Here is a 24,315-nt window from a genome sequence, read left to right as displayed (position 1 = left end):
AGTTTTGAATGTAGCCTGAAAAGCCACAGAACTAAAGCAGCTTATAACTTTATTGTGTAGAATTTTAATATAAAACTTTAAGCTGAAACATTTGGGTTGTTTAAACCAAGGCTTTGACGAATCATCCATTTACTGGAATTTAAAATCATAATTTTAACCCTATCATCCGCGACAGTTCGTGCCATCAAGATGGCACCGACCAGTTGACACATTACTGCCCAAGCTAAATCTTCACGGCCCAAATGTTTGACGAATAAGGCATGTCCTCGTATAAGTTCGTTTTGATACAACCGTTTAATCTCATCATCGGAACGCGCAACTTCACTGCTTAGAGCCGGCAAAATACAGCCCTGATCAGCCCGTTGCACATGTGACATTGCCAGATAACGCTCGAGTTCAAAATCAATCCATGCTGCCAAATCCTCATGCGGATTTTCTTGCCAGTCCAGCAAACTTTTTTGTAGTTCAGCTTCAATCAGGGCTTTGAATAAATCATGTTTAGAGGAAAAGTGTGAATAAAATGCACCACTGGTCATCTGTGCTGCGTTCATAAAGCTATCTACACCAGTATTGGCAAAGCCATTTTTTTTGGCCAATTGACCACTGATATTCAATAGTTCTTGTCTTTTTTGTTCTTTATAACCCGCTTTATATCGCATAATTTATAGACCATGATATGGTTGACTCTTGATCAAAATTATAACATAGTAATCGTTATCATAACGATCGTTATTTTATAGAGGGGATAACTATGCCACAGGTATTAGAACAAACAGAGGGACATTCTCCCTCAACTAAAGGCAAAGTTGCTTTGGTGATTGGTGCAGGTGATGCCACAGGTGGGGAAATTGCTAAACGATTTGCCCGTGGTGGATATATTACTTGTATGACACGGCGCACCGCTGAAAAACTGCAACCTTTAATTCAAGAGATTGAAAGCCTGGAAGGAAAAGCATATGGTTTTGCCTCGGATGCCCGTAAAGAGGAGCAGGTGATTAAATTGATTGAAGAGATTGAAACTCAGATTGGACCCATTGAAGTGATGGTGTTTAATATCGGTGCCAATGTGCCCTGTAGTATTCTGGAAGAAACCGCCCGTAAATATTTTAAAATTTGGGAAATGGCCTGTTTTTCTGCATTTCTCAATGGCCGTGAAGTGGCGAAACGCATGGTACAGCGAGAGCGTGGTACGATTATTTTCACTGGCGCAACTGCTGGACTCCGTGGATCATCACATTTTGCCGCCTTTGCAGGAGCCAAACATGCCTTACGTGCTTTGGCACAAAGTATGGCACGCGAACTGGGACCAAGAAACATTCATGTGGCCCATGTCGTGGTAGATGGAGCTATCGACACCGAATTTATCGAAACCACTTTTCCAGATATTTATGCACGTAAGGCAGAAGATGGTATTTTAAACCCTGCACATCTGGCAGAAAATTACTGGCATTTGGCTCATCAGCCACGTGATGCTTGGACGCATGAAATGGATTTAAGACCGTGGATGGAACGGTGGTAAAAAAGATTGTTGTTCAAATAATAAATTAGAGAGGGAAGCGTAATAATGAAGGTAATCGAGTTTTATTTTGATTTGGGCAGTCCATACAGTTTTATCGGTTTTCATCGCATTCAAACCCTAGCATCTCAATATCAGGCTGAAATTAGCTGGAAACCGATGCTATTGGGCGGTGTATTTAAAGCCACAGGCAATAGCAGTCCGCTGATGATTCCTGCTAAAGCGCGTTATTCCATGCTGGATTTACAGCGCTGGTCAAAGCTATGGAATATTCCAATACAGATGAATCCTTATTTTCCAATTAATACTTTGCAATTGATGCGAATTATTGTTGCCGTGAAACTATTTCAGCCAGAGCAATTTCTTGGCGTTTTAACCGCTTTCTTTGATGCTATGTTTGGGCAGCCGCGTAATTTAAATGATCAAAATGAAGTCATGCAATTGGTCAGTGAATTGGGTTTGGAGTCGCAACAAGTTGCGCTGTGGCTAGACGATGAAAAAGTTAAATCTGAATTAAAAGTGATTACAGAAGAAGCAATTGAGCGCGGGGTTTTTGGTGCGCCCACTTGGTTTGTAGACGATGAAATGTATTGGGGAGTAGACCATTTACATTTCGTTGAAGATGCGTTGGCTCAACCTGCAGTTGAATTCTCTAAAAGTATTCACTTGTAAGTATAGATTAGCCAATAGAAAGCGTAAAAAGAGCAATAAAAAAAGCTGTTGGAAAACAGCTTTTTTTATTGCTAGTGACTTAGAAGAAGCCCATCGGTTTGGTTGAATAGCTCACCAATAAGTTTTTGGTTTGTTGGTAATGATCAAGCATCATCTTGTGGTTTTCACGTCCGATGCCCGATTTTTTATAGCCCCCGAATGCTGCATGCGCAGGGTAGATGTGGTAACAGTTGGTCCATACTCGACCGGCCTGAATCGCGCGACCGGCACGGTAAGAGGTATGCGCAGAGCGTGACCAGACACCTGCACCTAAACCGTAAATGGTGTCATTGGCAATTTTAATGGCATCATCAAAGTCTTTAAAAGTCGCTACAGCAAGCACAGGTCCAAAAATTTCTTCCTGGAAGGTTTTCATGTCATTGGTGCCTTTGAAAATGGTCGGCTCTATATAGAAACCTTGTCCCACTTCATGACGTTCGCCGCCACCTGTCAATATTTCAGCGCCTTCTGCACGACCTGTTGCGATACAGCCCAAGATCTTATCTTGCTGTTCTTGCGAGGCCTGAGCTCCAATCATGGTGTCGGTATCAAGTGGATGACCGGTCTTGATCCGTTTAACACGTTCAATGGCTTTTTCCAGAAACTTGTCGGCGATGCTTTCTTGTACCAGTGCACGTGAAGGGCAGGTACAAATTTCACCCTGGTTTAAGGCAAACATCACAAAACCTTCCAGCGCTTTATCTAAATAGTCATCATCTTGTGCCATTACGTCTTCAAAGAAAATATTCGGTGATTTACCACCCAGTTCAAGGGTGACCGGAATAATGTTCTCGGTTGCATATTGCATAATTTGCTGACCCACTGCCGTTGAACCGGTAAATGCAATTTTGGCAATACGTGGATTGGTTGCAAGCGGACGACCCACTTCAATACCGTAACCATTGACGATGTTTAATACGCCTTCAGGCAGCAGGTCTTGGATCAGTTCGACCAGAACCAGAATACTGACTGGGGTTTGTTCTGCCGGTTTAAGCACAATACAGTTACCCGCAGCCAATGCCGGTGCCAGTTTCCAGGTCGCCATTAAGATAGGGAAGTTCCAAGGAATAATTTGCCCAACCACACCCAAAGGCTCATGGAAATGGTAGGCAATGGTGTCTTCGTCAATTTCTGAAATGCCGCCTTCTTGTGCGCGGATACAGCCAGCAAAATAGCGAAAATGGTCAATCGCCAAAGGAATATCTGCTGCCAGGGTCTCGCGGATGGGTTTCCCGTTATCCCAAGTTTCAGCTACAGCCAGAAGCTCTAAATTGGCTTCTAAACGGTCTGCAATTTTTAATAGCATATTGGAGCGGGTAGTGGGAGAGGATTTGTTCCATTGCGCTTTGGCCTTATGCGCTGCATCCAGTGCCAGCTCAATATCTTCAACACTTGAACGTGGAACCTTGGTAAATACTTTACCGTCGACAGGAGAAATATTGTCAAAGTATTCACCTTTTACTGGAGCTACCCATTGACCGCCAATAAAGTTTTCATATTGGGCTTTAAACTGAACTTTTGAACCATCTTGATTAGGATCGGCATAACGCATATGTATTTTCCTTTGCTTATTTTAGTGTTTTTAACCGTATCTACAGCTTTGGTATAAGGTACTTTTGTACATTATTTAATTAGCATACAGGGAATAAGGTTGGAGAAAGGTTGGAGACAAGAAGGTTTACAATCTTTTCAGTCAGGCTTACAAGAATAACTATTACAGTGGATGTAAATCATGAATTGTTTTGAGAATAAGGAATGATGAATAAGCAAAGTTTGATCCAGAAAAGACAGAAAATTGAGCATTTTAGACAAAGTAGCAGTCTTTCTCCCTTACATGCAGAGCAGCTGGGGCAAAGTATTGCGAGTTCCTGGCAACGCTCAACTTCTGCTGAAATTCCCAAAGATCGTGCAGCTGCACCATTGATCCATTTGCAAAAAGAAACTTATCCCACCGCTCTAGAACATGCATTGCAATATTGTGCACAAGATTTAAAACATATCGCAGAACAGTCTTCCATGGTGCTGGCGGTTGGAGATATCGGCAGCACTATTATTTGGACAGCGTCGAGTCCACAAATGCAAAGTGCAGCAGAGAGGGTACATTTTATTGAAGGGGGACAGTGGCGTGAGGAACTGGTTGGCACCAATGCTCTAGCTTTGTCGTTGAAGACGCAACAATCGAGTTGTGTATTTTCCAATGAGCATTACATGTCCTCTATTCATGATTGGGTCTGTTATGCAGCACCGATTATTGATCCTTATTCAAAACAGGTGCTTGGAGTGATTGATCTTTCCACCATCTGGCAAAAACATAACAGTCTGGGTGTGCTGGCAGCTGAACGCTGTGCCTCAATTATTCAATCTGCATTACTTGAATATCAAAAGCAGCGATTGTTTATTCGGGCTTTTTCCGTACCGCAAGTAATGTTTAATGGCAAAGTCTTGGTGCTCACGCCCAGGCAAATTGAAATTTTGACCATCTTGGCACTGTGTCCGCAAGGTTTAAGTTTGGATACTTTGCATCAGGCGTTATATGGAGAGCGCAAAGTCAGCATAGGCACTTTAAAGGCGGAAATGTCACAATTGCGCGATATTTTAGGCGGAATGCTCGGTTCTAGACCTTACCGTTTACTGACGCATGTTGAAGCTGATTTTTTACTCACCGAGCAATCTTTAGATGCCGGCTATACCGATTCGGCCTTAAAACTGTGTACGGGTGTTTTTCTGGCAAAAACTGAAAGTCCTTTTTTATCTGCCTGGCGAGATTGCCTGGAATCACGTTTAAGTGATGCCATTTTTAAAGCCAACGGAACTGATATTTTACTTAAGCACGTGGCACATTTCCCTGAAGCGATTGATGCCGTGGAGCGTTTAATTGAACTTATGCCCAAAACCCATCCCGTGCATCAAACCTTACTCAAATATAAAGATAACTAACGCTGATATTGTCTAATGACGGCTATAAACCTTTCTGCTTAAGCCATGCAAAGAGTTGCTGATAAACGTGTTCGCGTACCGATTTTTCCGAAAGTACCAAGTCATGCAAACCATTTTTTATTTCACTGATAGTGACATCACCGTTAATCTTTTTAGCATATTTATCAATATGTTTTACATCCAAAATTACATCGCTGCTTTGTGCCTGTTTATGCCATTTTTTTGGATTTTTAGTTTGATCTGAATGCATCACTAAGGCAGGGACTTTTAAGGTCACGCCTCGATGAATTTCCTTTTGCGCTTCAAAAATTGCCCGGACAAAACTTAGACGAACCCGAGGATAAGAGGTTTTTTTCCATTCCAGATTAAAGTCCCATTCTCCTTTTAAGCTTTTGTGCAAACTGGTCACATACCATTTGTTCAGTTCACTGGGGAATTCCAAATCTGGACAAATTTTACCGACACGGCTTAAATTTGGAAGTCCCAGTTTTTTCTTGATTGGATTCATGTTGAAATCATAAAAGGGGCTATTGACCCACAATGCTTTAATTAAAGGATGATCTGGATGATGCGCTGCATATAAAGTCGTGGTGAGACCGCCAGTTGAATGTCCGCACAGTAAAATAGCATCATGACCTTCTGCGCCAATAATGTCTAAGGCCTGGGTGATTTCCGCATCGTATTCAGCAATCTCACGCACGTTATAATATTTTTGATGCGGAAGGTGGGAACGACCGTATTTACGTAAGTCGAGTGCATAAAAGTCAAAGCCATGCTGATTAAACTGTTCGGCCATTTCGGTTTGAAAGAAATAGTCGATGAAGCCATGAATATATAAAACGGCTTTGGATGTACTTTGCTCTGCCTTTTTACGCACCAATGTAGCGGTGACTTGGCCTTCATAATCATCGGGGAAATCTAGGGTGGCCTGTTCATAGCCTGATCCTAAGATATCAACTTGATAAAGCGGTTCAATTATTTGTTTTGTCATTATTGTGCTCATTTTGGAATGATTAATTTTCTTTTATCCTTCCTGATGAGCTTTAATTTGTCAAATAGAAATAAGTTGAAAAAACAACCTATATTCTTATTAATTTTTAATAAGAATATAGGTTGTTAAAGCACAAGTTAAAAAGGGAAAGAAAATTTACACCGCTGCTTTAAAAATATCGACCACTTGAGCGTTGGCCTTTAATGCTGCTTTAAAAATATTCACCACTTGATCATGGGTTGCTTTGCGTGGGTTGGTTAACATACAGGCATCTTTTTGTGCATTTTCAGACATCACATTAAGATCTTGTTCTTTAACACCCAGTTCCGACAAACTTGAAGGAATACCAATCGATGCTGATAATTCACGAATTGCATCAATGGCTGCATAAGCTGCTTCGGTTACGGTCAGTCCAGTAGTATTTATACCCATTAACTGTGCAATTTTTGCATAACGATCAGGACAAGCAATCAGGTTAAATTCACATACATGCGGAAGTAAAATCGCATTGCATACGCCGTGGGGTAAATTGTAGAAACCACCTAATTGGTGTGCCATGGCATGTACATAACCTAAAGATGCATTGTTGAATGCCATTCCAGCCAGATATTGTGCATAGCTCATCGCATCACGTGCTTCAAGATTTTCACCATTGGCAACAGCAGGGCTCAGCCATTCACTAATCATGCTAATGGCTTTTTCCGCGCAGGCATCAGTAATTGGTGTTGCAGCAGTGGATACATAAGCTTCAACGGCATGCGTCAGTGCATCCATCCCTGTGGCTGCGGTTAAACTGGCAGGTTTGGCGACCATGAGTTTAGGATCATCAATTGCTATCAATGGAGTGCAACGCCAGTCTACAATTGCCATTTTTACGTGCGTGTCGGTATTGGTAATAATACAGAAACGTGTCATTTCAGAAGCGGTACCTGCCGTGGTATTGATGGCAATCAGGGGCGTCATGGCTACTGTGCTTTTATCAATCCCTTCGTAGTCACGAATATGACCACCGCCGGCTGTTACCAGACCAATCCCTTTGGCACAGTCATGTGATGAGCCACCGCCTAAAGAGATGATGGAATCACAAGCATTGTCGTTATAGGCTTGTACGCCGTTATGTACGTTAATATCGGTTGGATTGGGTTCTGCACCGGGGAAAATGTGACTGTCGATGCCAGCCTCTTTTAAATAAGCTGAAATGGTATCTGCGACACCAAATTTAAAAAGACCTGCATCCGTCACAATCAGGGCTTTTTTAGCACCTAAATTTTGTGCTTTAGCACCAATTTCCTTGGCACAGCCGGGACCAAAAAGAGAAACACAGGGAATATAAAAACCGTTGGTATGATCTGCAATATTTTTAAAAGCCATGGTGCGATTCCTTTTACTATTTATATGTTGTTATCGGTGACCCTCACCGTGAATCCAGTATCAAAGGAACAGAATAAAAATCCTACCTACCAAATACCTACCATTTTAAGTTACTGAATTTATATTGTTTTTTAATTTTTTGGTTTGAATTTTTAATCAGAACTTAAACCACATTTTAAATGTATGAGATAAAGCAGGATGATTTAGACGGACTTTGATGGCAAAAAAATGTAAATTCGCTTTAAGGTCGTGATTTTCGGATTGCTAAAGGTGTTGTTTTGCTAAAAATATAATTTTCTATTTGGTAAATAAATTATTTATGTTATTTATTAAATATTCAGCATTTTTCAGCTTAATGGTTTGAACCTGACTTTTTTCATGAATTAAAAAAATTTAAAATTTTATAAGAATTTAAGCTCAAAGATATTTTTAAAAATACTTGCTGATATTATCAAGAGTAAATTATAGTCAATTTATATGATTTTTATATAAATTCCTAAGGATGGGGGGAGGTTTAATGAAAGTCGAACATACAAATGATGCAACACTATTATTACATGCAATCCATAAAATTTTGCTTAAAGAGTGGGATCCTTTAGGAATTCGTAGCATTCCTTCGATGCGTGATGAATATGAAGATTATTTACCTAAACTCTTTATGATGATTTGTGACAAGGCAGATGAATCAGAGATTTTTGAATATTTATGGCGGATCGAAAATAAAGTCATGGAAAAAAGAGGCAATAGGCAGCATACCTTGCGTATTGCCAGTTTACTCAAAGATCTGCAATTGAAGAAATGAAGTTAAATTTTTTAGTAGTAAGCAGAATCTTTTTAAATACAAATGATTGACAGTAGAACTGGAGATGCAGCAGTCGCTTTTAGGCATTGTCGGTGCTTCGGGAAGTGGCAAATACAATTTTCAAAAAGTGGGTCTGTTGCAACCTCATCAGGGTTTTATCCAGTTTAATGAGCGTATTTTGCTAAATACTCAGCAAAAAATTCATGTATCGAAGTATCAACGCAAGGACGCTTTAATTTTCTAGAATGCTTTGCTGTTTTCACACATGAATGTGCAGCAGAATCTGGGTTACGCAGAAAAATTAGTGTCCAAGTCTGAACGAAAATTCCAGTTTGACGAGATGGTAGAACTGTTAGATTTAAAGATGTTGATTTAGCGTAAAGCATATCAGCATTTAGGTGGGGAAGCTCAGTGTGTATCGATTGGACGTACTTTATTGTCTTCACCCAATTTACTGTTGCTGGATAAACCTTTAACTAGGCTTTATTCACATCTTAAAGAGCAAATTTTACCGTTCTTAAAACGGATGAAAGATGAGCTTGATTTACCGATAATTTATGTGACCCATGATCTGCAGGAACGGGAATATTTAGCGGCATATATTGTGCAGTTAAAGCAGCGACAAATACAAACTATGCCAAAGCTTGAAAGAATTTAAACCATTAGTAGAAAATAGCCTAAGCATTAGGCATAAGCTATTTCGATAAATATCAAATGATATTATTCTACTTTTTGATATTCATTAATCACTTCAAGTGCTGCACGAAAAGCTTCTTGCGTTGCAGGTGCGCCGCAGTAAGGCAAGCTGTGAAGTAGCACTTCTTGGATTTCTTCAACCGTCGCTCCGTTATTGAGTGCACCGCGAACATGACCTTTAAGCTCAGTTGGGCTTTTTTGTGCAGTTAAAAATGCAATGGTAATCAGTGAACGGTACTTACGTGGCAATACACCTTCACGCTGCCAGGTTGAACCCCAAGCATGTTCATTAATCCAGTCCTGCAAGGGTTGGGTAAAAGGCACAGTATTGTCTTGTGCGCGTTTTACAAAAGATTCGCCCATAACTTCGGTACGAACTTTTAAACCATTTTCAAAATCTTGTTGTGACATATTTTTTACTCTTTCAATGTCTATAAAAAAGAAGTGATCAAAGTTTATGCCTGAATGACTTCAATGCGTATTGGTTTATGGTCGTAAGTCAATGACAATTCCGGTAATGAGACTACAACACATTCTTTGATGACTATTTTAATGTATAGATAAAATCAAAAAAAATAGTTTTAAATAAATTATGATTTGGCATGTTTTATAACAAGTACAGAAATGGGGCTTAAAGTTAAAATATCTTGAGCAATATTGTCAATAAATGCTTTTTAAAACCCTGTGTACTTATGAGAATTTACCTCAGTTAAATTAATATCTAATTCATCGGCACGTTCATAAATGATAATTCTGGGTGATATTTTGATCAGTAATTTAGTGTATTTTTTTACTACTTAATTTAGATATTTTTAGTCTTAGCTTAACCCATATATTTTAGCAGGCGTATTTTCTTCCATTAAAAAATCTGTTATTTCAGGCATGGTTTTATGAGATTTACTCTGGTTAATGAGTCGATAATAAATATATTTAATATAATTAATTTATTTCCAAATACTTTAGCTGGAATTGTTATTTAGTGTTTAATGTGTTGTTAATATGAGCAGCTTTATTGTGTGGATTTTCTTGATAGAATAATGAGTAAATCTAAAGTTATTATTTTAAATCTTTATATTATATTAAGGGTTAATTTGAAAAAAACAAAAATAAATTTTTATATTATATGAATAGTTAATTAGAAAAAATTAAACATAACTTTTTATATTATATGAGTATTTAATTTAAAAATATTAAATATAAATTTTTATATTATATTAATAGTTACTTTGAAAATAATATAAGTATATGATTTAATTGATTTATAATTATTTAACTGGTTATTAAAAAATAATTATTTAGAATTAATTGAAGACAATTTATTAATATTAAAAATATTAGATGTTTCACATAAATAATAAAATAAGTACATATTTATATTTATTAGCTTGAAAAATAAAAAAAATAAACGTTTAATTAATCCAGACAATTATGGTTGGTTTTAGGATTTTTATGCAGATTCAAGTTATTTCAAAATCGAATGGTAATAATAATTTATTAAAAAAATATTCACAAAATATTGAACTAACTGAGAGTTCTGTTGTTTTAGTGGATGTGAATGTTGATAACATAGAAAAAATTGATTATTTAAATAATAAAGTGGTTGTTACTTTAAAAAATGGTGAAAAAATAATAATTGATAATTTTAATAATGAAGAAAGTTCATTGGTTTTTAGAAATGAGCAATCAGAAATGTTTTTATTTGATTTTGAGAATCTTAGTTATAACACGATAGATAAAATTGAACCTTTACTATATGCAAATTCAGAAGCATCTGAAGGTATATCAATTTGGCCTGTAGCGGCGGCTTTACTTGGTGGAGCAGGTATTATTGCTGCAGTAGCTAAAGGTTCGAACGGTAATAACGGTATGGATGGTGCAACGGGTGCCACTGGAGCAACAGGTAATGATGGCGCAACAGGATCTGCTGGAGTAACAGGTGCAACAGGATCTACGGGAGCCACGGGCAGTACTGGAGCCAATGGTAATGATGGTACGGATGGTAAGTCTCTTTTAGAATTACTAATCGATTCGGGACAATTACCTCCAGACGCAACCATTAATAATTTAATTGAATACCTTAAAGGCACAGATGGCGCGACCGGAGCAGACGGCAAATCAGCCTTGGAACTGTTGATTGAAGCGGGTGAATTGCCGGCAGGTGCGACGGTGACGGATCTGGTCACTTATCTTAAAGGCACAGATGGCGCGACCGGAGCAGACGGCAAATCAGCCTTGGAACTGTTGATCGAAGCGGGTGAATTGCCGGCAGGTGCGACGGTGACGGATCTGGTCACTTATCTTAAAGGCACAGATGGCGCGACCGGAGCAGACGGCAAATCAGCCTTGGAACTGTTGATCGAAGCGGGTGAATTGCCAGCAGGTGCGACGGTTACGGATCTGGTCACTTATCTCAAAGGTGTAGATGGTGCGATCGGAGCAGACGGTAAATCAGCCTTAGAACTGTTGATTGAAGCGGGTGAATTGCCGGCAGATGCGACGGTGACGGATCTGGTCACTTATCTCAAAGGTGCAGATGGTGCGACCGGAGCAGACGGTAAATCAGCCTTAGAACTGTTGATTGAAGCGGGTGAATTGCCAGCAGGTGCGACGGTTACGGATCTGGTCACTTATCTCAAAGGTACAGATGGTGCGATCGGAGCAGACGGTAAATCAGCCTTAGAACTGTTGATTGAAGCGGGTGAATTGCCAGCAGATGCGACGGTGACGGATCTGGTCGATTATCTCAAAGGTACAGATGGTGCGATCGGAGCAGACGGCAAATCAGCGCTGGAACTGTTGATTGAAGCGGGTGAATTGCCAGCAGATGCGACGGTGACGGATCTGGTCGATTATCTCAAAGGCGCAGATGGCGCGACCGGAGCAACAGGATCTACGGGAGCCACGGGCAGTACGGGAGCCAATGGTACTGACGGTACGGATGGTGCAACGGGTGCCACTGGAGCTACAGGTAATGATGGTGCAATAGGCGCAACAGGTGATACCGGAGCTACAGGATCTACGGGAGCCACTGGTAATGATGGTACGGATGGTAAGTCTCTTTTAGAATTACTAATCGATTCGGGACAATTACCTCCAGACGCAACCATTAATAATCTAATTGAATACCTTAAAGGTGCAGATGGCGCTACCGGAGCAGACGGTAAATCAGCCTTAGAACTGTTGATTGAAGCGGGTGAATTGCCGGCAGATGCGACGGTGACGGATCTGGTCGATTATCTCAAAGGTGTAGATGGCGCTACTGGAGCAGACGGCAAATCAGCCTTGGAACTGTTGATCGAAGCGGGTGAATTGCCAGCAGGTGCGACGGTTACGGATCTGGTCACTTATCTCAAAGGTACAGATGGTGCCATCGGAGCAGACGGTAAATCAGCCTTAGAACTGTTGATTGAAGCGGGTGAATTGCCGGCAGATGCGACGGTGACGGATCTGGTCACTTATCTCAAAGGTGCAGATGGCGCTACCGGAGCAGACGGTAAATCAGCCTTAGAACTGTTGATTGAAGCGGGTGAATTGCCGGCAGATGCGACGGTGACGGATCTGATTGATTATCTCAAAGGTGCAGATGGCGCGACCGGAGCAGACGGCAAATCAGCGCTGGAACTGTTGATTGAAGCGGGTGAATTGCCAGCAGATGCGACGGTGACGGATCTGGTCGATTATCTCAAAGGCGCAGATGGCGCTACTGGAGCCACAGGATCTGCTGGAGTAACAGGTGCTACAGGATCTACGGGAGCCAATGGTACTGACGGTACTAATGGTGCAACGGGTGCCACTGGAGCAACAGGTAATAATGGTGCAACAGGCGCAACAGGTGCTACAGGATCTACGGGAGCCAATGGTACTGACGGTACGGATGGCGCAACAGGCGTTAGCGGTTCAGCAGATTTAATTACATCGATTACTTTAAATTATGATACAGATCTAAATGGTAAATTGAGTCAGCGAGAGCTTCTAGATTTACCGAACGAAATCACTATTACTTTGGGAGCCGATGCGAAAGAAGGCGATAGCCTTGTTGTGAATGGTGCTATTTATATATTAGATTCGACCCATATAACTACCCACACGCTGATTGTACCTGTAGCTGTTCTCGATGGATTGAATTTCATTCGGGTAGATGCTTTCAATCCTGAAGGACAAACAGACATTGACTTCAAATTCTTTGAAGTGTTAGACGGTAAATATATCGGTGATGTAAATGTCGTTAGTGATACTAACGGAAATAACATTATTGATAATAGCGAGCTTATTGCAGCTGGTGGCACAATAGATGTACGTGTTCAGCTCGGTGCAGATGTTCTTGTAGGAGACGTTGTTACTTTAGCAGGTAAAACTTCTCATACCGTGATAGCAACAGATATTACAAATGGATATGTAGATTTCATTGATGTTTCGGTAATTCAAGGACAGAAGGAAACTCTGGAAGTTGAAATAAAAACAGGTGCTGATGTATTAGATAAGGCATCGAAGGATATTCAAATTGACGGAGCACCACGCAACATAGTGGAATCTATTGTTTTTACTAATGATATTAATACTGATGGTGCACTTAATGCCATAGAAATAAATGGTAAAAACTATACACCTCTTAAAGTTACATTAGGTGCTGATGCTAAATCTGGAGATATTGTTGTCGTAAATGGTGACAAATATATTCTGAATGCATCAGAAGTGAGTTCTGGCAGTTTAAATGTCAATGTAGCTGTACGAGAAGGTCAAAACCCAATTGATATTAGCGCAACAGATGAGTGGGGTAATGTAGATCGTATATCAGACTCAATCATAGTCGATACATTGCTACCAATAGCTCCGACAGCTCCAAATGCTATAGATGATGTTCCATTAAATATTGGGAATATTGCTAATAATTCAGTAACCAATGATAACCGTCCAGAAATTACGGGTGAAGGCCGAGTTGAAGGAGAAATCATTACCCTTTATCTCAACGGTACACCTCTGGTTGGAACTGGAACACCAATCATAGTCCAAGCTGATGGTAAATGGAGTTATACACCTGCAACAAACTGGATAGATGGTAATTATGTAATTACTTATACAGTATCAGACAATAGCGGGAACGTTTCGTCTCAATCCCCATCATTAAGTTTTGAAATTGATACGGCTGCACCTACAGGTGGTTTAGTGTCGATTGATACTCCAATTGCGGGCAATGATGTTGTTGATGCAAGTGAAGCAAGTACAGACATTACTGTAACAGGTACAGTGACTATTCCTCTTGATGCTGTAACAACGAATATCACAGTCACAGTAAATGGGACAGATTATTTAGCTATTGTAGATACAACGACAGGTACGTGGACAGTTGATGTTCCAGGTATCCAGTTTGCAGATGGTGCGGGTAGCGTAAATGTAGAGGCAGTATTTACAGATGCTATAGGTAATACATCAGTGCCGATAGTCGATGATGCAGCCTATACTCTAAACATTCCAGCAGTACTCAATGATTCTGTACTTGCAGGAGTCAATCTAAATCCAGCAGTCACGGGTAGTACTGTTAAAACAGGTACGAATCTAGGGATGGACAATTCTATAGCTCCAGTAACGGCAGTTGATGGAAATGGTGTATCAGTTCCATTGACTGCTGGTGGTGTCGCTCTGGTGTGGAGTGGAACAGGAACTTTAGCAGATCCATTTGTGGCAAAGGCAGGTGCTGATATCGTTCTCAGTATTAGTATCAATAATAATGGTGATTACAGCATCGTTCAGAATCAAAGTCTTGACCATAGTTTAACGGGTGCAGACAAAATTACGATTACGATACCTGTTCTAGATGGCGGTCTCGCACATGATGTACTGAAACTGGACATTATTGATGGTGTTCCTAGTGCTGCGCCAGATAACACTGCAAATTTAACGCAACCAATAACACAAGGTTCAGAAACTCTAAATATCAGCATACCGCAAACTTATCGTGGTTCAGCAGTTCAAACCTTTGGTGGTGATGCAGACGGAGCACATGTAAGTAAAGTGACTATTGAAGGGGTCAATTTTACTTATGATGGCACGACAGTAATACCGCCTAGCAGTTTTAGTCGTTCTATGGTTGTAGCTTCAAATACTGTGACAGATAGTTCAGGTACATCCTTAGTTGTCACCACAGCTCGTGGTGAAACGGTTACAGTGAATCTGGACACTGGAAATTATACGGTCGAGGTGACTGGCCAAGGTCTTGCAGTTAATGAGGCACCAGAGGCAAAGATTGTAGGGGCTGGCGGTTTACTTGGTGGTGGTATTATCAATGCGGATGCATTGGGTGTGATTGATCTTTCACAAACACAGACCTTCTCTGTTTCAGATGCTAATGAAAACTTGACGAAAGTGAATGTTGGATATGAAACATCAAATTTGGCTTCAGCATTAGATGGATTAGTCTCAGCACAATTAAACAGTGTGGTTGCTAGCTTAAGGGCTGTTCTTATTGTGGGACCTTTACTTGCTAACGTTTTGGAAGGCTTAGGCGTTACAGGTTTAGTCAGGGAGTTAATTACAAATCCAAATAGTTTGATTGCTGGATTATTAGCACCAATCGTTAAACCATTGACTGATTTATTAAATAAAGTATTAAATGGCAAATTAGTCCTAGATTATGATGCTCAACTTGAAACAGAGCTTGGTTTAAAAGTAACAACTGTCGCGGGTGATTATAATAATAATTTTAAAGCAAGCTTAGTCATCGAATCGTTGACTCCTAATGGTGTTGTTGATTCTTTAGCTATAAATCAATTATTAGGAACTGTTAAAGCCACGGATAGTGGCGGTGGTTTGTTGGATTTACTCGGCTCAAATTTGAATTTGTTAACATCCTTGGAGTTACAAGCTTTTGATCAAGATGGTGGAAGTCCTATAGAGTCTCAAGATTTGACGATTCAATTAGGTTTGATTTCTGGTGGAATGCAATCGACGACAACAGTGATTAAAGATGATGGTTCTAACCTTAATCAAACCAACGCAGCACAATCGGTACAAATATTTGGTTTAGACGGCAACGATAACATTACAGGCAGTAACTTTGCTGACATTATTCGTGGAGGAACAGGGAATGACACGATTAATGCTGGTGCAGGTAATGACATCATTATAGGTGGTAAAGGCAATGACGATCTTACCGGGGGCTCAGGGCGTGATGTCTTCAAGTGGGAATCTGGAGATCAAGGCACTATAGCTACACCTGCACGAGATACCATCACAGACTTTGATATTCGATCGGTGGCTCAAGGCGGTGATGTACTTGATTTCGCAAGTGTATTACCAAATGCGGCTCGTGTTGGAACGAATTCAGGCAATATCGGTCAATATGTAAAATTTGATGATGATGGAGGTAAAACTGTTATTTCAATCAGCAGTACTGGTAATCTCCTAACAGAAATCGATCAGATTATTGAGCTTAATGGTTTGACTGGCTTTGTTGGACAGTTTGCCACTCAAGAAGAACTCATTTCTTATTTACTTAAATCGGGTAAGTTGGTCATTGGTGAGCAAACGCTGGATAGCGCTACTTATGATAAAACTGATAATCAGCTGAATATCGATATTGAGCTTAAAGATGGCGATGGAGATACTGTTACCCATAAGGTTGATTTAACTGTAGGCAGTTTAGAAGATGCCAATACATATCAACCAGACTTCGATCCAAATAACGTAGCCCCAGAGATTAGTCTGGAAGTATCTACTCTCTTAGGTTTAATCGGTGTGGATGCACTTGGTCTACTTGATCTAAGCCGTCAAGCTTATTCGGTGGTCGATGTAAATAACAACTTGCAACGAGTAGAATTGGTTTATCAACCGGTAATCAATCTTGGCTTAACACGTGCTTACTTTACAGTTAGTGCTGAACTAGCAGCCGAGCTTGGTTTGAAAGTTTCCTCAGTCACAGATGGTGGTTTACTCAACCTCTTGGGTTATAGCAATACGTTAATTATTACTGCTCTAGATGGTGGGACGATCAGTAATTTAGCCATTAATGAATTGTTGGCTGCTGTTGAAATGAGAGCGGAAGATGGAACTTTACTCACAGGTAATTTATTGACAGCTAACGTACTTGACTCGGTTTCAATGACAGCTATTGATAGTCAGGGGGCATTCTCAACAGCAAGTGGCGGTAGCTTAATTGATGTTAACTTGGTCGATAGTTTCAGCAATGGTGACGACTTCATCTTTGAGGGTACGACCGGTATAGATGCCATAAATCAAGCTACGGCAACAGACGGTATTCGCTTATATGGCTATGACGGAAATGACACGTTATCAGGTGGCTCAGGTAATGATCTATTACGTGGTGGCGATGGAGATGACATTCTCAATGGTGGCGCAGGTTATGACTTGCTGATTGGAGGATCAGGCAATGACACACTCACCGGTGGACTGGGTAATGACACAGCGCTCTATGAACTTCTAGATAATCTAGATGCCACAGGCGGTAATGGAACTGACACTTGGACTGATTTTGCAGTGGGTTCAGCAGCAGACAAGATTGATGTATCGGCCTTACTTGATGGTCTGCAAACTGCAACTAATATTGGAAGTTATATTTCTGTCAAAACAAATGCGGATGGAGATGCTGTTATCACTCTTGACCGAGATGGTGCGGGTACGGAATTTACCACCAAATCAGACCTGTTGATTTTGACAGGTGTCGATGCAATATCCCTAGGTGGTATGCCAGAGAGTCAATTGCAGGCTCTATTAGATAACAATCAAATTATATTCTAAGGATGACTGTCTAATAAATCGAAAAGGTACTTTGCGGTTTTGGATGCAAAGTACCTTTTTTATCATTAAGTTGTAATTGAGGATGTAGGTGTTATGAAGCATCATATTCGACTAAATATGATTGTAAAAAATGAAGCGCATGTCATTTTAAGATGTTTGGCTTCTGTCAAGCCTTGGATTGATTCTTGGGTGATTGTTGATACGGGTTCGACCGACGGCACACAAGAGATAATTCAAAATTATTTGCAAGATTTACCAGGACAATTATTGGAACGGCCATGGAAAAATTTTGGTTTTAACCGTACTGAAGCTTTGCAATTGGCTTTAAGTGATGCTTTACCCAAAGCAGATTATTTACTTTTTATTGATGCAGATGAAAGTTTATTGGCTGAATCTAGTTTCAGTTGGCCAAATTTAATGGGTACAGCATATTATTTTAATTGTATCTATGACAATTTACGTTATTGCCGAAATGCTTTGATCTCGACACGCTTAGCTTGGTCATGGAAAGGGGTTTTACATGAGTATTTACATTCTCCTCATCCTCATCAATGGCAAACGCTTGAAGGTTTGAATATATTTATTCAGCATGATGGCGCCAGAGCAAAAAGTGCAGATACATATTTGAAAGATATCGCAACATTGGAACAGGCTATTCAAGATGAGCCAGACAATTTGCGGTATATTTTTTATTTGGCACAAAGTTATAGAGATGCAGGATTATTAGATAAAAGTAGAACGTATTTTTTAAAACGGGCCAGTGCAGGAGGTTGGGAAGAAGAACGTTGGATGGCTCAATTTCGTGCCGCTCAAATGGCAGAACGCTTAAAACTTCCTCATGAACAAATTTATCTAGAATATTTACAAGCGTGGATAGCCAGACAGAATCGTGCCGAACCTTTATATGAGTTAGCCCGCTTTTACCGTTCTTTAAATAAATATGATTTGGCCAGTTATTATGCCCAACAAGCAATACAAATCGGTATGTCTAATGACAAGTTATTTGTTGATGCAAGTGTCTATGAGTGGCGAGCATTAGATGAACTGAGTGTTTCAGCATCCTACTGTCAAGTTTATAAAGAACAGGGTAAACAAGCGATATTAAAACTTTTGCAAGAGCAAAAATTCCCACGTTCTGAAGCAAAAAGAATAAGCTCGAATCTGAAGTACTACGCCTAATTTCATTATATCGAGCTTTAGATTTATCATTTAAAAATCAGATGTCATTTTTGCAAAATGAACTGATCAAATATTTAAAGCAATAAAAAAAGCCCTGATCAATAATCAGGGCTTTTCGTATTCTGGAGCGGGAAAGGAGACTCGAACTCCCGACCCCAACCTTGGCAAGGTTATGCTCTACCAACTGAGCTATTCCCGCAATGGTCTGCATTATAGAGAATTTAATGAAACTGTCAACTCTCTATAATTACAAATGCGCAATTAATCAGCACGACGCCATACTGTACCTTGACGGGTATCTTCCAAAACTACGCCCTGATCAAGCAAGGCCTGGCGAATTTCATCGGCTTTGGCAAATTCTTTGGCTTTTTTTGCATTCACACGTTGTTGGATCAAATCTTCAATTTGTTCTGCTGTTAAGCCTAAAGCTTCCTGACCGATATCAGATTTTAAGAAATCATCGACATTGTGCTGAACCAATCCAAGAATGTTAGTGAGATGACGTAAAGTTGAATAGTAAACAGTTGCCTGTTGTTGGTTTTCATCTTTCACTGCACGATTCAGTTCTTTATTGATTTCAAACAATACTGCAATCGCTTCTGAGGTATTGAAGTCATCACGCATTGCCGCATTAAAACGCTCAACCAGAACATCATCTAAGCTTTCAACAGTTTTTTCGCCATACACCGCTTGATACGCTTTAAATGAATGATAAAAACGTGAAAGGGTATTTTTTGCTTCTTTCAGTGCAAAGTCAGAAAAATTGACCGGGCTACGGTAGTGTGATGACACAATAAAGTAACGAATCACTTCAGGATGGAACTTATCCATCACGTCACGAATGGTAAAGAAGTTGCCTAAAGACTTAGACATTTTTTCGCCATCGACATTAATGAAACCAACGTGCATCCAGTAATTCACATACTGTTCACCGGTAGATGCTTCTGATTGTGCAATTTCATTTTCATGATGCGGGAAAGTCAAGTCTGAACCCCCACCATGAATATCAAAATGATTGCCTAAACAGCAAGTCGACATGGCTGAACATTCAATATGCCAACCTGGACGACCATTGCCCCATGGTGAAGCCCATGACGGTTCATTTTCTTTGGCATGTTTCCAAAGCACAAAATCGAACGGATGTTTTTTCTGAACTTCAACATCGACACGATCAGAAGCGCCAGCTTGCATATCTTCCAGTTTACGGCCAGATAAACGACCGTATTTGGCAAATTTTTCCACCTGAAAATACACATCGCCATTCTTTGAAGGATAAGCCGTGCCGTTATTCACCAGATTACCGATCATATTTTGCATCTGATCAATATAGTCAGTCGCACGTGGGGCTTGATCTGGGGCTAAGCAACCCAAATTTTCAGCATCGTCATTCATCGCTTGAATAAAACGATCTGTTAATGCAGTAATGCTTTCGCCATTTTCATTGGCGCGTTTAATAATTTTGTCGTCAATGTCGGTAATATTACGAACATATTTTACCTTCCAGCCTTGACTGCGCAAGAAGCGAATAATGTAGTCAAATGCAACCATGACTCGAGCATGCCCAATATGACAGTAGTCATAGACGGTCATACCGCAAACATACATATCGATATGTCCCTCCACACGCGGAACAAATTCTACTTTTTTACGTTGCTCTGAGTTATATAGAACAAAAGGTTGCATAGGTCTTCAAAAGGCTAAATATAAGATGGCTCATCTTAACCTAAGCATTTTTTTTCATAAAGTTTTATACGCTTTTTTTATATGCGTGTGAAAAGTTATACATTTAGAAACGTGTCATTTGCGTAGATATGATAAAATTGCGAAAATTATTTTTGCTTGATTAGAGTCAACGCTTTATAGCGTTAAGGTAAACCTACTTTGAACCCACCAAATATGCCAAATCAAATAGACTTCCAAAAAGTCGCATTAGAAACTTTGCGTATAGAAGAACAAGCGCTAGAAATATTGGCGACGCAAATTGATGATCGTTTTAGCCATGCATGTGAAATTATTTTGCACTGCCGAGGACGATTAGTCATTACCGGTATGGGCAAATCGGGTCATATTGGTCGTAAAATGGCGGCAACCTTTGCGTCTACTGGTACTCCCTCATTCTTTATGCATCCAGGTGAAGCAGGGCATGGCGATTTAGGCATGCTGGTGCCGGGTGATGTGCTGATCGCGATTTCGAACTCGGGCAAGAGCGATGAAATTATGATGCTGATGCCGTTGATCAAACGTTTGGAAATTCCGTTAATCACCATCAGTGGTGATACCAAAGGGCCAATGCCGCAAAATGCAGATGTCGCTTTAACCTTGGGTAATATTCAGGAAGCTTGTCCACTGGGTTTGGCACCCACTTCAAGTACTACGGCAACTCTAGCCTTGGGTGACGCGCTGGCTGTTGCTTTGCTTGATGCACGCGGTTTTACTGCAGACGATTTTGCCATGTCGCATCCGGCGGGTGCATTGGGTAAACGTCTGTTGTTACATGTCAAACACTTGATGCATACCGGTGCAGAATTACCCAAAGTATCTCCAGATACACCAATGAATCAGGTTTTATACGAAATTTCAAACAAACGCCTAGGTTTAACCACAATTGTAGATCAAAATGATGTTCTACTTGGTATTTTTACCGATGGTGATTTACGTCGTTTAATAGATAAGCAACAAGGTTTTGATGTGAACCTGGTCGTATCTGAAGTGATGATCAAAAATCCTTTAACCATTTCGCAAGAAGCACGGGCAGTTGAAGCTTTAGAGCGAATGAATGAAAAGAAAATCAATCAATTTGTTGTGGTAAATGATGTAAATCAAGTCATTGGTGTGATTAGCATGCATGACCTGATTCAAGCTGGGGTAAATTAACAAATGGCATCTTATATTTTATTGGAACAGGCGCGTCATATTGAAGCTTTGGTTCTGGATGTCGACGGTATTTTAAGTGATGGTTTTGTGACATTGACTAATTCTGGTGATGAAATTAAATCATTCGATATTCGTGATGGCCTAGGTATGAAACTTGTACAGCAGGCAGGTGTCAAAGTCATTATCATTACAGGACGTAAAAGCAATATTGTAGAAAAGCGTATGTCTGATTTAGGTGTAGACCTGGTTTTTCAAGGCCGTGAAGATAAAGGTACTGCATTACGTGAAGCATGTGCGCAACTGAATGTTGCTCCAGAAGACTGTTTATATATGGGTGATGATTGGCCTGATCTTTCTGCATTTGCCATTGCAGGTATGAAAGTGACTGTGCCGAATGGTCATGTCGAAGTCCGTCGTCGTGCCGACCTGGTGACTCAGGCAATGGGTGGACGCGGTGCCGTACGTGAAATCTGCGATATGATTTTGATGGCCAAAGGGGCTTACCAAACGCTTCTTGAAAAATATACATCTATCCCACATTAATAGTTAAATAATTCATTTCATTTGAGTTAAGTACCACACTTATGGATACAAAAGTTTTATACGTAACTGCTATAGCCATTGCAGCTATAAGTGGTGGTTACTACTATTACAGCGGTAAGGGCAATAAACTTGAGGCTGATTCAGCCAGAAGTATGACCTATTCCGCTGAAAAAATTAATCTCACTCAAACCGATGATGACGGTAATTTGTCTGTCCGCGCTAAGGTCGATCGTCTTGAGCAGGACATGCAAAAAAGAACCTCAAGACTCACCAATTTGAATGCGTCCATGTATACAAAGGGTGCTGTAGATGCCACTTTTTATGCCAAAGTCGCAAATGGTTATGATGATAATGAGCGCGTGGTTTTGTCTGGAGATGTGTTGGCGGTAAAGTTGATCCAACAGGGCAAACTGCAGTTTCGAACTACAGAGTTAACCGGCTATCCTAAAACTCGTGAAATTGAAACCAATAAACAAGTCATTGTGCAATCTCCGCAAGCTGAATTTGTAAGCCAAGGTCTGAAAGCCAATTTTAATAACGGTCAATACGAATTTTTTAATATTCGAGGAAAATATGAACCAAAATCTTAAGCTTACATTTTCTAAAACCTTGCTTCGGCAAGCAGCTTTAGTCGGTTTGGTTGTATTCTCATCGGCAACGGTATTTGCAATTCCTTCTGACCGAAGTCAGCCCATCTCCTTAGTGGCTGATCGGGCAACCTATAATGAAAAAACGGGTGTGACGACCTATACTGGTAATGTCATCATCGAACAAGGCACAATGAAATTGCAGGCCAATTCAATTATTGCCAACCTGAATAGTCAAAAAGAAATCAGCACGATTACTGCAACAGGTGGTCCTGCGCGTTTTCAGCAAAAAGTAGATGTCAATAAGGGCTTGGCCAAAGGGCAGGCACAAAAAATTCTCTATAATGCTCAAACTGGCATTATTACCTTGTCGGGCAATGCCTTATTAGAGCAAGGTGGCGCAAGTATTCGTGGCAATACTTTGAAATATAGTATGAATAAAGGTGATATTGAGGCTACCGGTACGCCAAATAATACGGGTTCATCTTCAGGCCGTGTTCAAATCGTAATTCCACCTTCTAGTTCAAAATCATTCCCGGGAGCACGTGATTAATGGAACAATCGCCAAACCAACCACAAACGCTTTGTATTAAACATCTTGCAAAAAATTATAGTAAAAGATGGGTGGTTAAGGACGTTTCTTTTCAGATGCAAAGTGGGCAGATTGTCGGATTACTTGGACCAAATGGTGCAGGTAAAACCACGAGTTTCTACATGGTGGTGGGTTTAGTCCGTATGGATAAAGGCGAGATTTATTTGGATGATCTTGATTTATCCGATTTGGCCATGCATGAACGTGCCCGTAAAGGGATTGGTTATTTACCTCAAGAAGCTTCTATTTTTAGAAAAATGACTATTTCTGAAAATATTATGGCGATTCTTGAAACCCGTAAGGATTTGAACAAACAGCAACGTCAACAGCGTTTAAGTGAATTGCTGGCCGATTTTAAAATCACCCATATTAAAGATTCTTTAGGGATGAGTGTTTCGGGGGGGGAACGTCGTCGTGCCGAAATTGCTCGTGCTCTGGCTGCGGACCCTAAGTTTATGTTACTCGATGAACCTTTTGCCGGGGTAGATCCTATTTCTGTAGGTGATATCAAAGACATTATTCGAAATTTAAAAGATCGTGGGATTGGGGTGCTGATTACCGACCATAATGTACGAGAGACTTTAGCAATTTGTGAGCGTGCTTATATTGTCAGTGAAGGGGCAGTAATTGCAGAAGGAACACCGCAAGAAGTACTGGAAAATGAAACAGTGCGCCAAGTGTATTTAGGCGATGATTTCACCGTTTAATGATAATTTTTAAAAAGGGTGATTTTTCATTTAAAAATTGACTAGATCATCCTAAATT

17 protein-coding genes, 1 tRNA gene and 1 pseudogene are annotated in these 24,315 nt (G+C 40.3%); 12 read left to right on the top strand and 7 right to left on the bottom strand.

All coding sequences use genetic code 11. From position 1 onward, the window contains the following. Positions 1 to 77: 77 nt before the first annotated feature. A complete protein-coding gene (locus tag E0H80_RS00310; RefSeq protein WP_131362166.1) occupies positions 78 to 659 on the bottom strand; it encodes a TetR/AcrR family transcriptional regulator in 582 nt (193 codons plus the stop codon). Positions 660 to 751: 92 nt separating this feature from the next. Here E0H80_RS00310 and E0H80_RS00305 point away from each other — a divergent pair, with 92 nt between their 5' ends. Both E0H80_RS00305 and E0H80_RS00300 read left to right on the top strand, forming a co-directional pair. Next, on the top strand, positions 752 to 1,519 hold the full coding sequence (locus tag E0H80_RS00305) for an SDR family oxidoreductase (RefSeq protein ID WP_131362164.1): 768 nt from the start codon (positions 752 to 754) through the stop codon (positions 1,517 to 1,519). 45 nt (positions 1,520 to 1,564) lie between these two features. Further along, positions 1,565 to 2,188 carry a 2-hydroxychromene-2-carboxylate isomerase gene (locus tag E0H80_RS00300; RefSeq protein ID WP_131362161.1) on the top strand — a complete coding sequence of 208 codons (624 nt, stop codon included), beginning with the start codon at positions 1,565 to 1,567 and terminating at the stop codon, positions 2,186 to 2,188. Positions 2,189 to 2,267: 79 nt separating this feature from the next. On the opposite strand, the gene E0H80_RS00295 is transcribed toward E0H80_RS00300, so the two are convergent. Beyond that, a complete protein-coding gene (locus tag E0H80_RS00295; RefSeq protein ID WP_067867484.1) occupies positions 2,268 to 3,779 on the bottom strand; it encodes an aldehyde dehydrogenase family protein in 1,512 nt (503 codons plus the stop codon). A gap of 203 nt (positions 3,780 to 3,982) precedes the next feature. Between E0H80_RS00295 and E0H80_RS00290 the strand changes: the two genes are divergently transcribed. Next, the gene (locus tag E0H80_RS00290) at positions 3,983 to 5,164 is read left to right on the top strand and encodes a helix-turn-helix domain-containing protein (RefSeq protein WP_131362159.1); all 1,182 of its coding nucleotides are present in this window, start codon (positions 3,983 to 3,985) and stop codon (positions 5,162 to 5,164) included. A gap of 22 nt (positions 5,165 to 5,186) precedes the next feature. Here E0H80_RS00290 and E0H80_RS00285 read toward each other — a convergent pair whose 3' ends face one another. Together E0H80_RS00285 and mdh are read right to left on the bottom strand one after the other, a co-directional pair. Beyond that, positions 5,187 to 6,155, bottom strand: coding sequence for an alpha/beta hydrolase (locus E0H80_RS00285; RefSeq protein ID WP_131362157.1), 969 nt, complete (start codon positions 6,153 to 6,155; stop codon positions 5,187 to 5,189). A 156-nt stretch (positions 6,156 to 6,311) separates the two neighbouring features. Next, positions 6,312 to 7,526 (bottom strand): iron-dependent methanol dehydrogenase, encoded by a 1,215-nt coding sequence (mdh, locus tag E0H80_RS00280; RefSeq protein ID WP_131362155.1) that lies wholly within the window; start codon positions 7,524 to 7,526, stop codon positions 6,312 to 6,314. Positions 7,527 to 8,043: 517 nt separating this feature from the next. Here mdh and E0H80_RS00275 point away from each other — a divergent pair. Together E0H80_RS00275 and E0H80_RS00270 are read left to right on the top strand one after the other, a co-directional pair. Next, positions 8,044 to 8,328: a hypothetical protein gene (locus E0H80_RS00275; protein ID WP_131362153.1), complete on the top strand. Its 285-nt coding sequence runs from the start codon at positions 8,044 to 8,046 to the stop codon at positions 8,326 to 8,328. A gap of 64 nt (positions 8,329 to 8,392) precedes the next feature. Beyond that, positions 8,393 to 8,986: pseudogene (locus tag E0H80_RS00270) on the top strand (ATP-binding cassette domain-containing protein). A 62-nt stretch (positions 8,987 to 9,048) separates the two neighbouring features. Here the strand turns inward: E0H80_RS00270 and E0H80_RS00265 are convergent. Beyond that, complete coding sequence (locus E0H80_RS00265) at positions 9,049 to 9,435, bottom strand: carboxymuconolactone decarboxylase family protein (RefSeq protein ID WP_131362151.1); 387 nt, start codon at positions 9,433 to 9,435, stop codon at positions 9,049 to 9,051. 1,038 nt (positions 9,436 to 10,473) lie between these two features. Between E0H80_RS00265 and E0H80_RS16690 the strand changes: the two genes are divergently transcribed. Further along, entirely contained in the window at positions 10,474 to 17,775 is a 7,302-nt protein-coding gene (locus tag E0H80_RS16690) for a BapA/Bap/LapF family prefix-like domain-containing protein (protein ID WP_213073392.1), read from the top strand. A 93-nt stretch (positions 17,776 to 17,868) separates the two neighbouring features. Next, positions 17,869 to 18,954: a glycosyltransferase gene (locus E0H80_RS00225; protein WP_131362149.1), complete on the top strand. Its 1,086-nt coding sequence runs from the start codon at positions 17,869 to 17,871 to the stop codon at positions 18,952 to 18,954. Between the two features lie 123 nt (positions 18,955 to 19,077). On the opposite strand, the gene E0H80_RS00220 is transcribed toward E0H80_RS00225, so the two are convergent. After that, positions 19,078 to 19,153 (bottom strand) — tRNA-Gly (locus E0H80_RS00220). Between the two features lie 62 nt (positions 19,154 to 19,215). Further along, positions 19,216 to 20,637, bottom strand: a complete 1,422-nt coding sequence (gene cysS / locus E0H80_RS00215) for a cysteine--tRNA ligase (RefSeq protein ID WP_131362147.1) — start codon at positions 20,635 to 20,637, stop codon at positions 19,216 to 19,218. Between the two features lie 213 nt (positions 20,638 to 20,850). Between cysS and E0H80_RS00210 the strand changes: the two genes are divergently transcribed. From E0H80_RS00210 to lptB, 5 genes are read left to right on the top strand one after another with little or no spacing between them, the layout of a single operon-like run. Continuing rightward, positions 20,851 to 21,828, top strand: coding sequence for a KpsF/GutQ family sugar-phosphate isomerase (locus E0H80_RS00210; RefSeq protein ID WP_131362145.1), 978 nt, complete (start codon positions 20,851 to 20,853; stop codon positions 21,826 to 21,828). A gap of 3 nt (positions 21,829 to 21,831) precedes the next feature. Further along, positions 21,832 to 22,371, top strand: a complete 540-nt coding sequence (locus E0H80_RS00205; RefSeq protein ID WP_067865433.1) for a KdsC family phosphatase — start codon at positions 21,832 to 21,834, stop codon at positions 22,369 to 22,371. Between the two features lie 41 nt (positions 22,372 to 22,412). Next, on the top strand, positions 22,413 to 22,961 hold the full coding sequence (gene lptC / locus E0H80_RS00200; RefSeq protein ID WP_131362143.1) for an LPS export ABC transporter periplasmic protein LptC: 549 nt from the start codon (positions 22,413 to 22,415) through the stop codon (positions 22,959 to 22,961). After that, positions 22,945 to 23,511, top strand: coding sequence for a lipopolysaccharide transport periplasmic protein LptA (gene lptA, locus E0H80_RS00195; protein WP_131362141.1), 567 nt, complete (start codon positions 22,945 to 22,947; stop codon positions 23,509 to 23,511). The genes lptC and lptA overlap by 17 nt, the downstream gene beginning before the upstream one ends. Continuing rightward, positions 23,511 to 24,257 (top strand): LPS export ABC transporter ATP-binding protein, encoded by a 747-nt coding sequence (gene lptB / locus E0H80_RS00190; protein WP_067865445.1) that lies wholly within the window; start codon positions 23,511 to 23,513, stop codon positions 24,255 to 24,257. Before lptA ends, lptB begins: the two co-directional genes overlap by 1 nt. Positions 24,258 to 24,315 lie beyond the last annotated feature (58 nt).

This window comes from Acinetobacter sp. ANC 4779 (genome assembly GCF_004331055.1).
In the GTDB taxonomy this organism is placed as follows: Bacteria; Pseudomonadota; Gammaproteobacteria; order Pseudomonadales; family Moraxellaceae; genus Acinetobacter.
This window is presented reverse-complemented; position numbering and strand designations above follow the sequence as displayed.

Bases quoted from the DNA above. Each gene is read 5' to 3' on its own strand.
- E0H80_RS00310 (WP_131362166.1), bottom strand. From the start codon at position 659: ATGCGATATAAAGCGGGTTATAAAGAACAAAAAAGACAAGAACTATTG.
- E0H80_RS00305 (WP_131362164.1), top strand. From the start codon at position 752: ATGCCACAGGTATTAGAACAAACAGAGGGACATTCTCCCTCAACTAAA.
- E0H80_RS00300 (WP_131362161.1), top strand. From the start codon at position 1,565: ATGAAGGTAATCGAGTTTTATTTTGATTTGGGCAGTCCATACAGTTTT.
- E0H80_RS00295 (WP_067867484.1), bottom strand. From the start codon at position 3,779: ATGCGTTATGCCGATCCTAATCAAGATGGTTCAAAAGTTCAGTTTAAA.
- E0H80_RS00290 (WP_131362159.1), top strand. From the start codon at position 3,983: ATGATGAATAAGCAAAGTTTGATCCAGAAAAGACAGAAAATTGAGCAT.
- E0H80_RS00285 (WP_131362157.1), bottom strand. From the start codon at position 6,155: ATGACAAAACAAATAATTGAACCGCTTTATCAAGTTGATATCTTAGGA.
- mdh (WP_131362155.1), bottom strand. From the start codon at position 7,526: ATGGCTTTTAAAAATATTGCAGATCATACCAACGGTTTTTATATTCCC.
- E0H80_RS00275 (WP_131362153.1), top strand. From the start codon at position 8,044: ATGAAAGTCGAACATACAAATGATGCAACACTATTATTACATGCAATC.
- E0H80_RS00265 (WP_131362151.1), bottom strand. From the start codon at position 9,435: ATGTCACAACAAGATTTTGAAAATGGTTTAAAAGTTCGTACCGAAGTT.
- E0H80_RS16690 (WP_213073392.1), top strand. From the start codon at position 10,474: ATGCAGATTCAAGTTATTTCAAAATCGAATGGTAATAATAATTTATTA.
- E0H80_RS00225 (WP_131362149.1), top strand. From the start codon at position 17,869: ATGAAGCATCATATTCGACTAAATATGATTGTAAAAAATGAAGCGCAT.
- cysS (WP_131362147.1), bottom strand. From the start codon at position 20,637: ATGCAACCTTTTGTTCTATATAACTCAGAGCAACGTAAAAAAGTAGAA.
- E0H80_RS00210 (WP_131362145.1), top strand. From the start codon at position 20,851: ATGCCAAATCAAATAGACTTCCAAAAAGTCGCATTAGAAACTTTGCGT.
- E0H80_RS00205 (WP_067865433.1), top strand. From the start codon at position 21,832: ATGGCATCTTATATTTTATTGGAACAGGCGCGTCATATTGAAGCTTTG.
- lptC (WP_131362143.1), top strand. From the start codon at position 22,413: ATGGATACAAAAGTTTTATACGTAACTGCTATAGCCATTGCAGCTATA.
- lptA (WP_131362141.1), top strand. From the start codon at position 22,945: ATGAACCAAAATCTTAAGCTTACATTTTCTAAAACCTTGCTTCGGCAA.
- lptB (WP_067865445.1), top strand. From the start codon at position 23,511: ATGGAACAATCGCCAAACCAACCACAAACGCTTTGTATTAAACATCTT.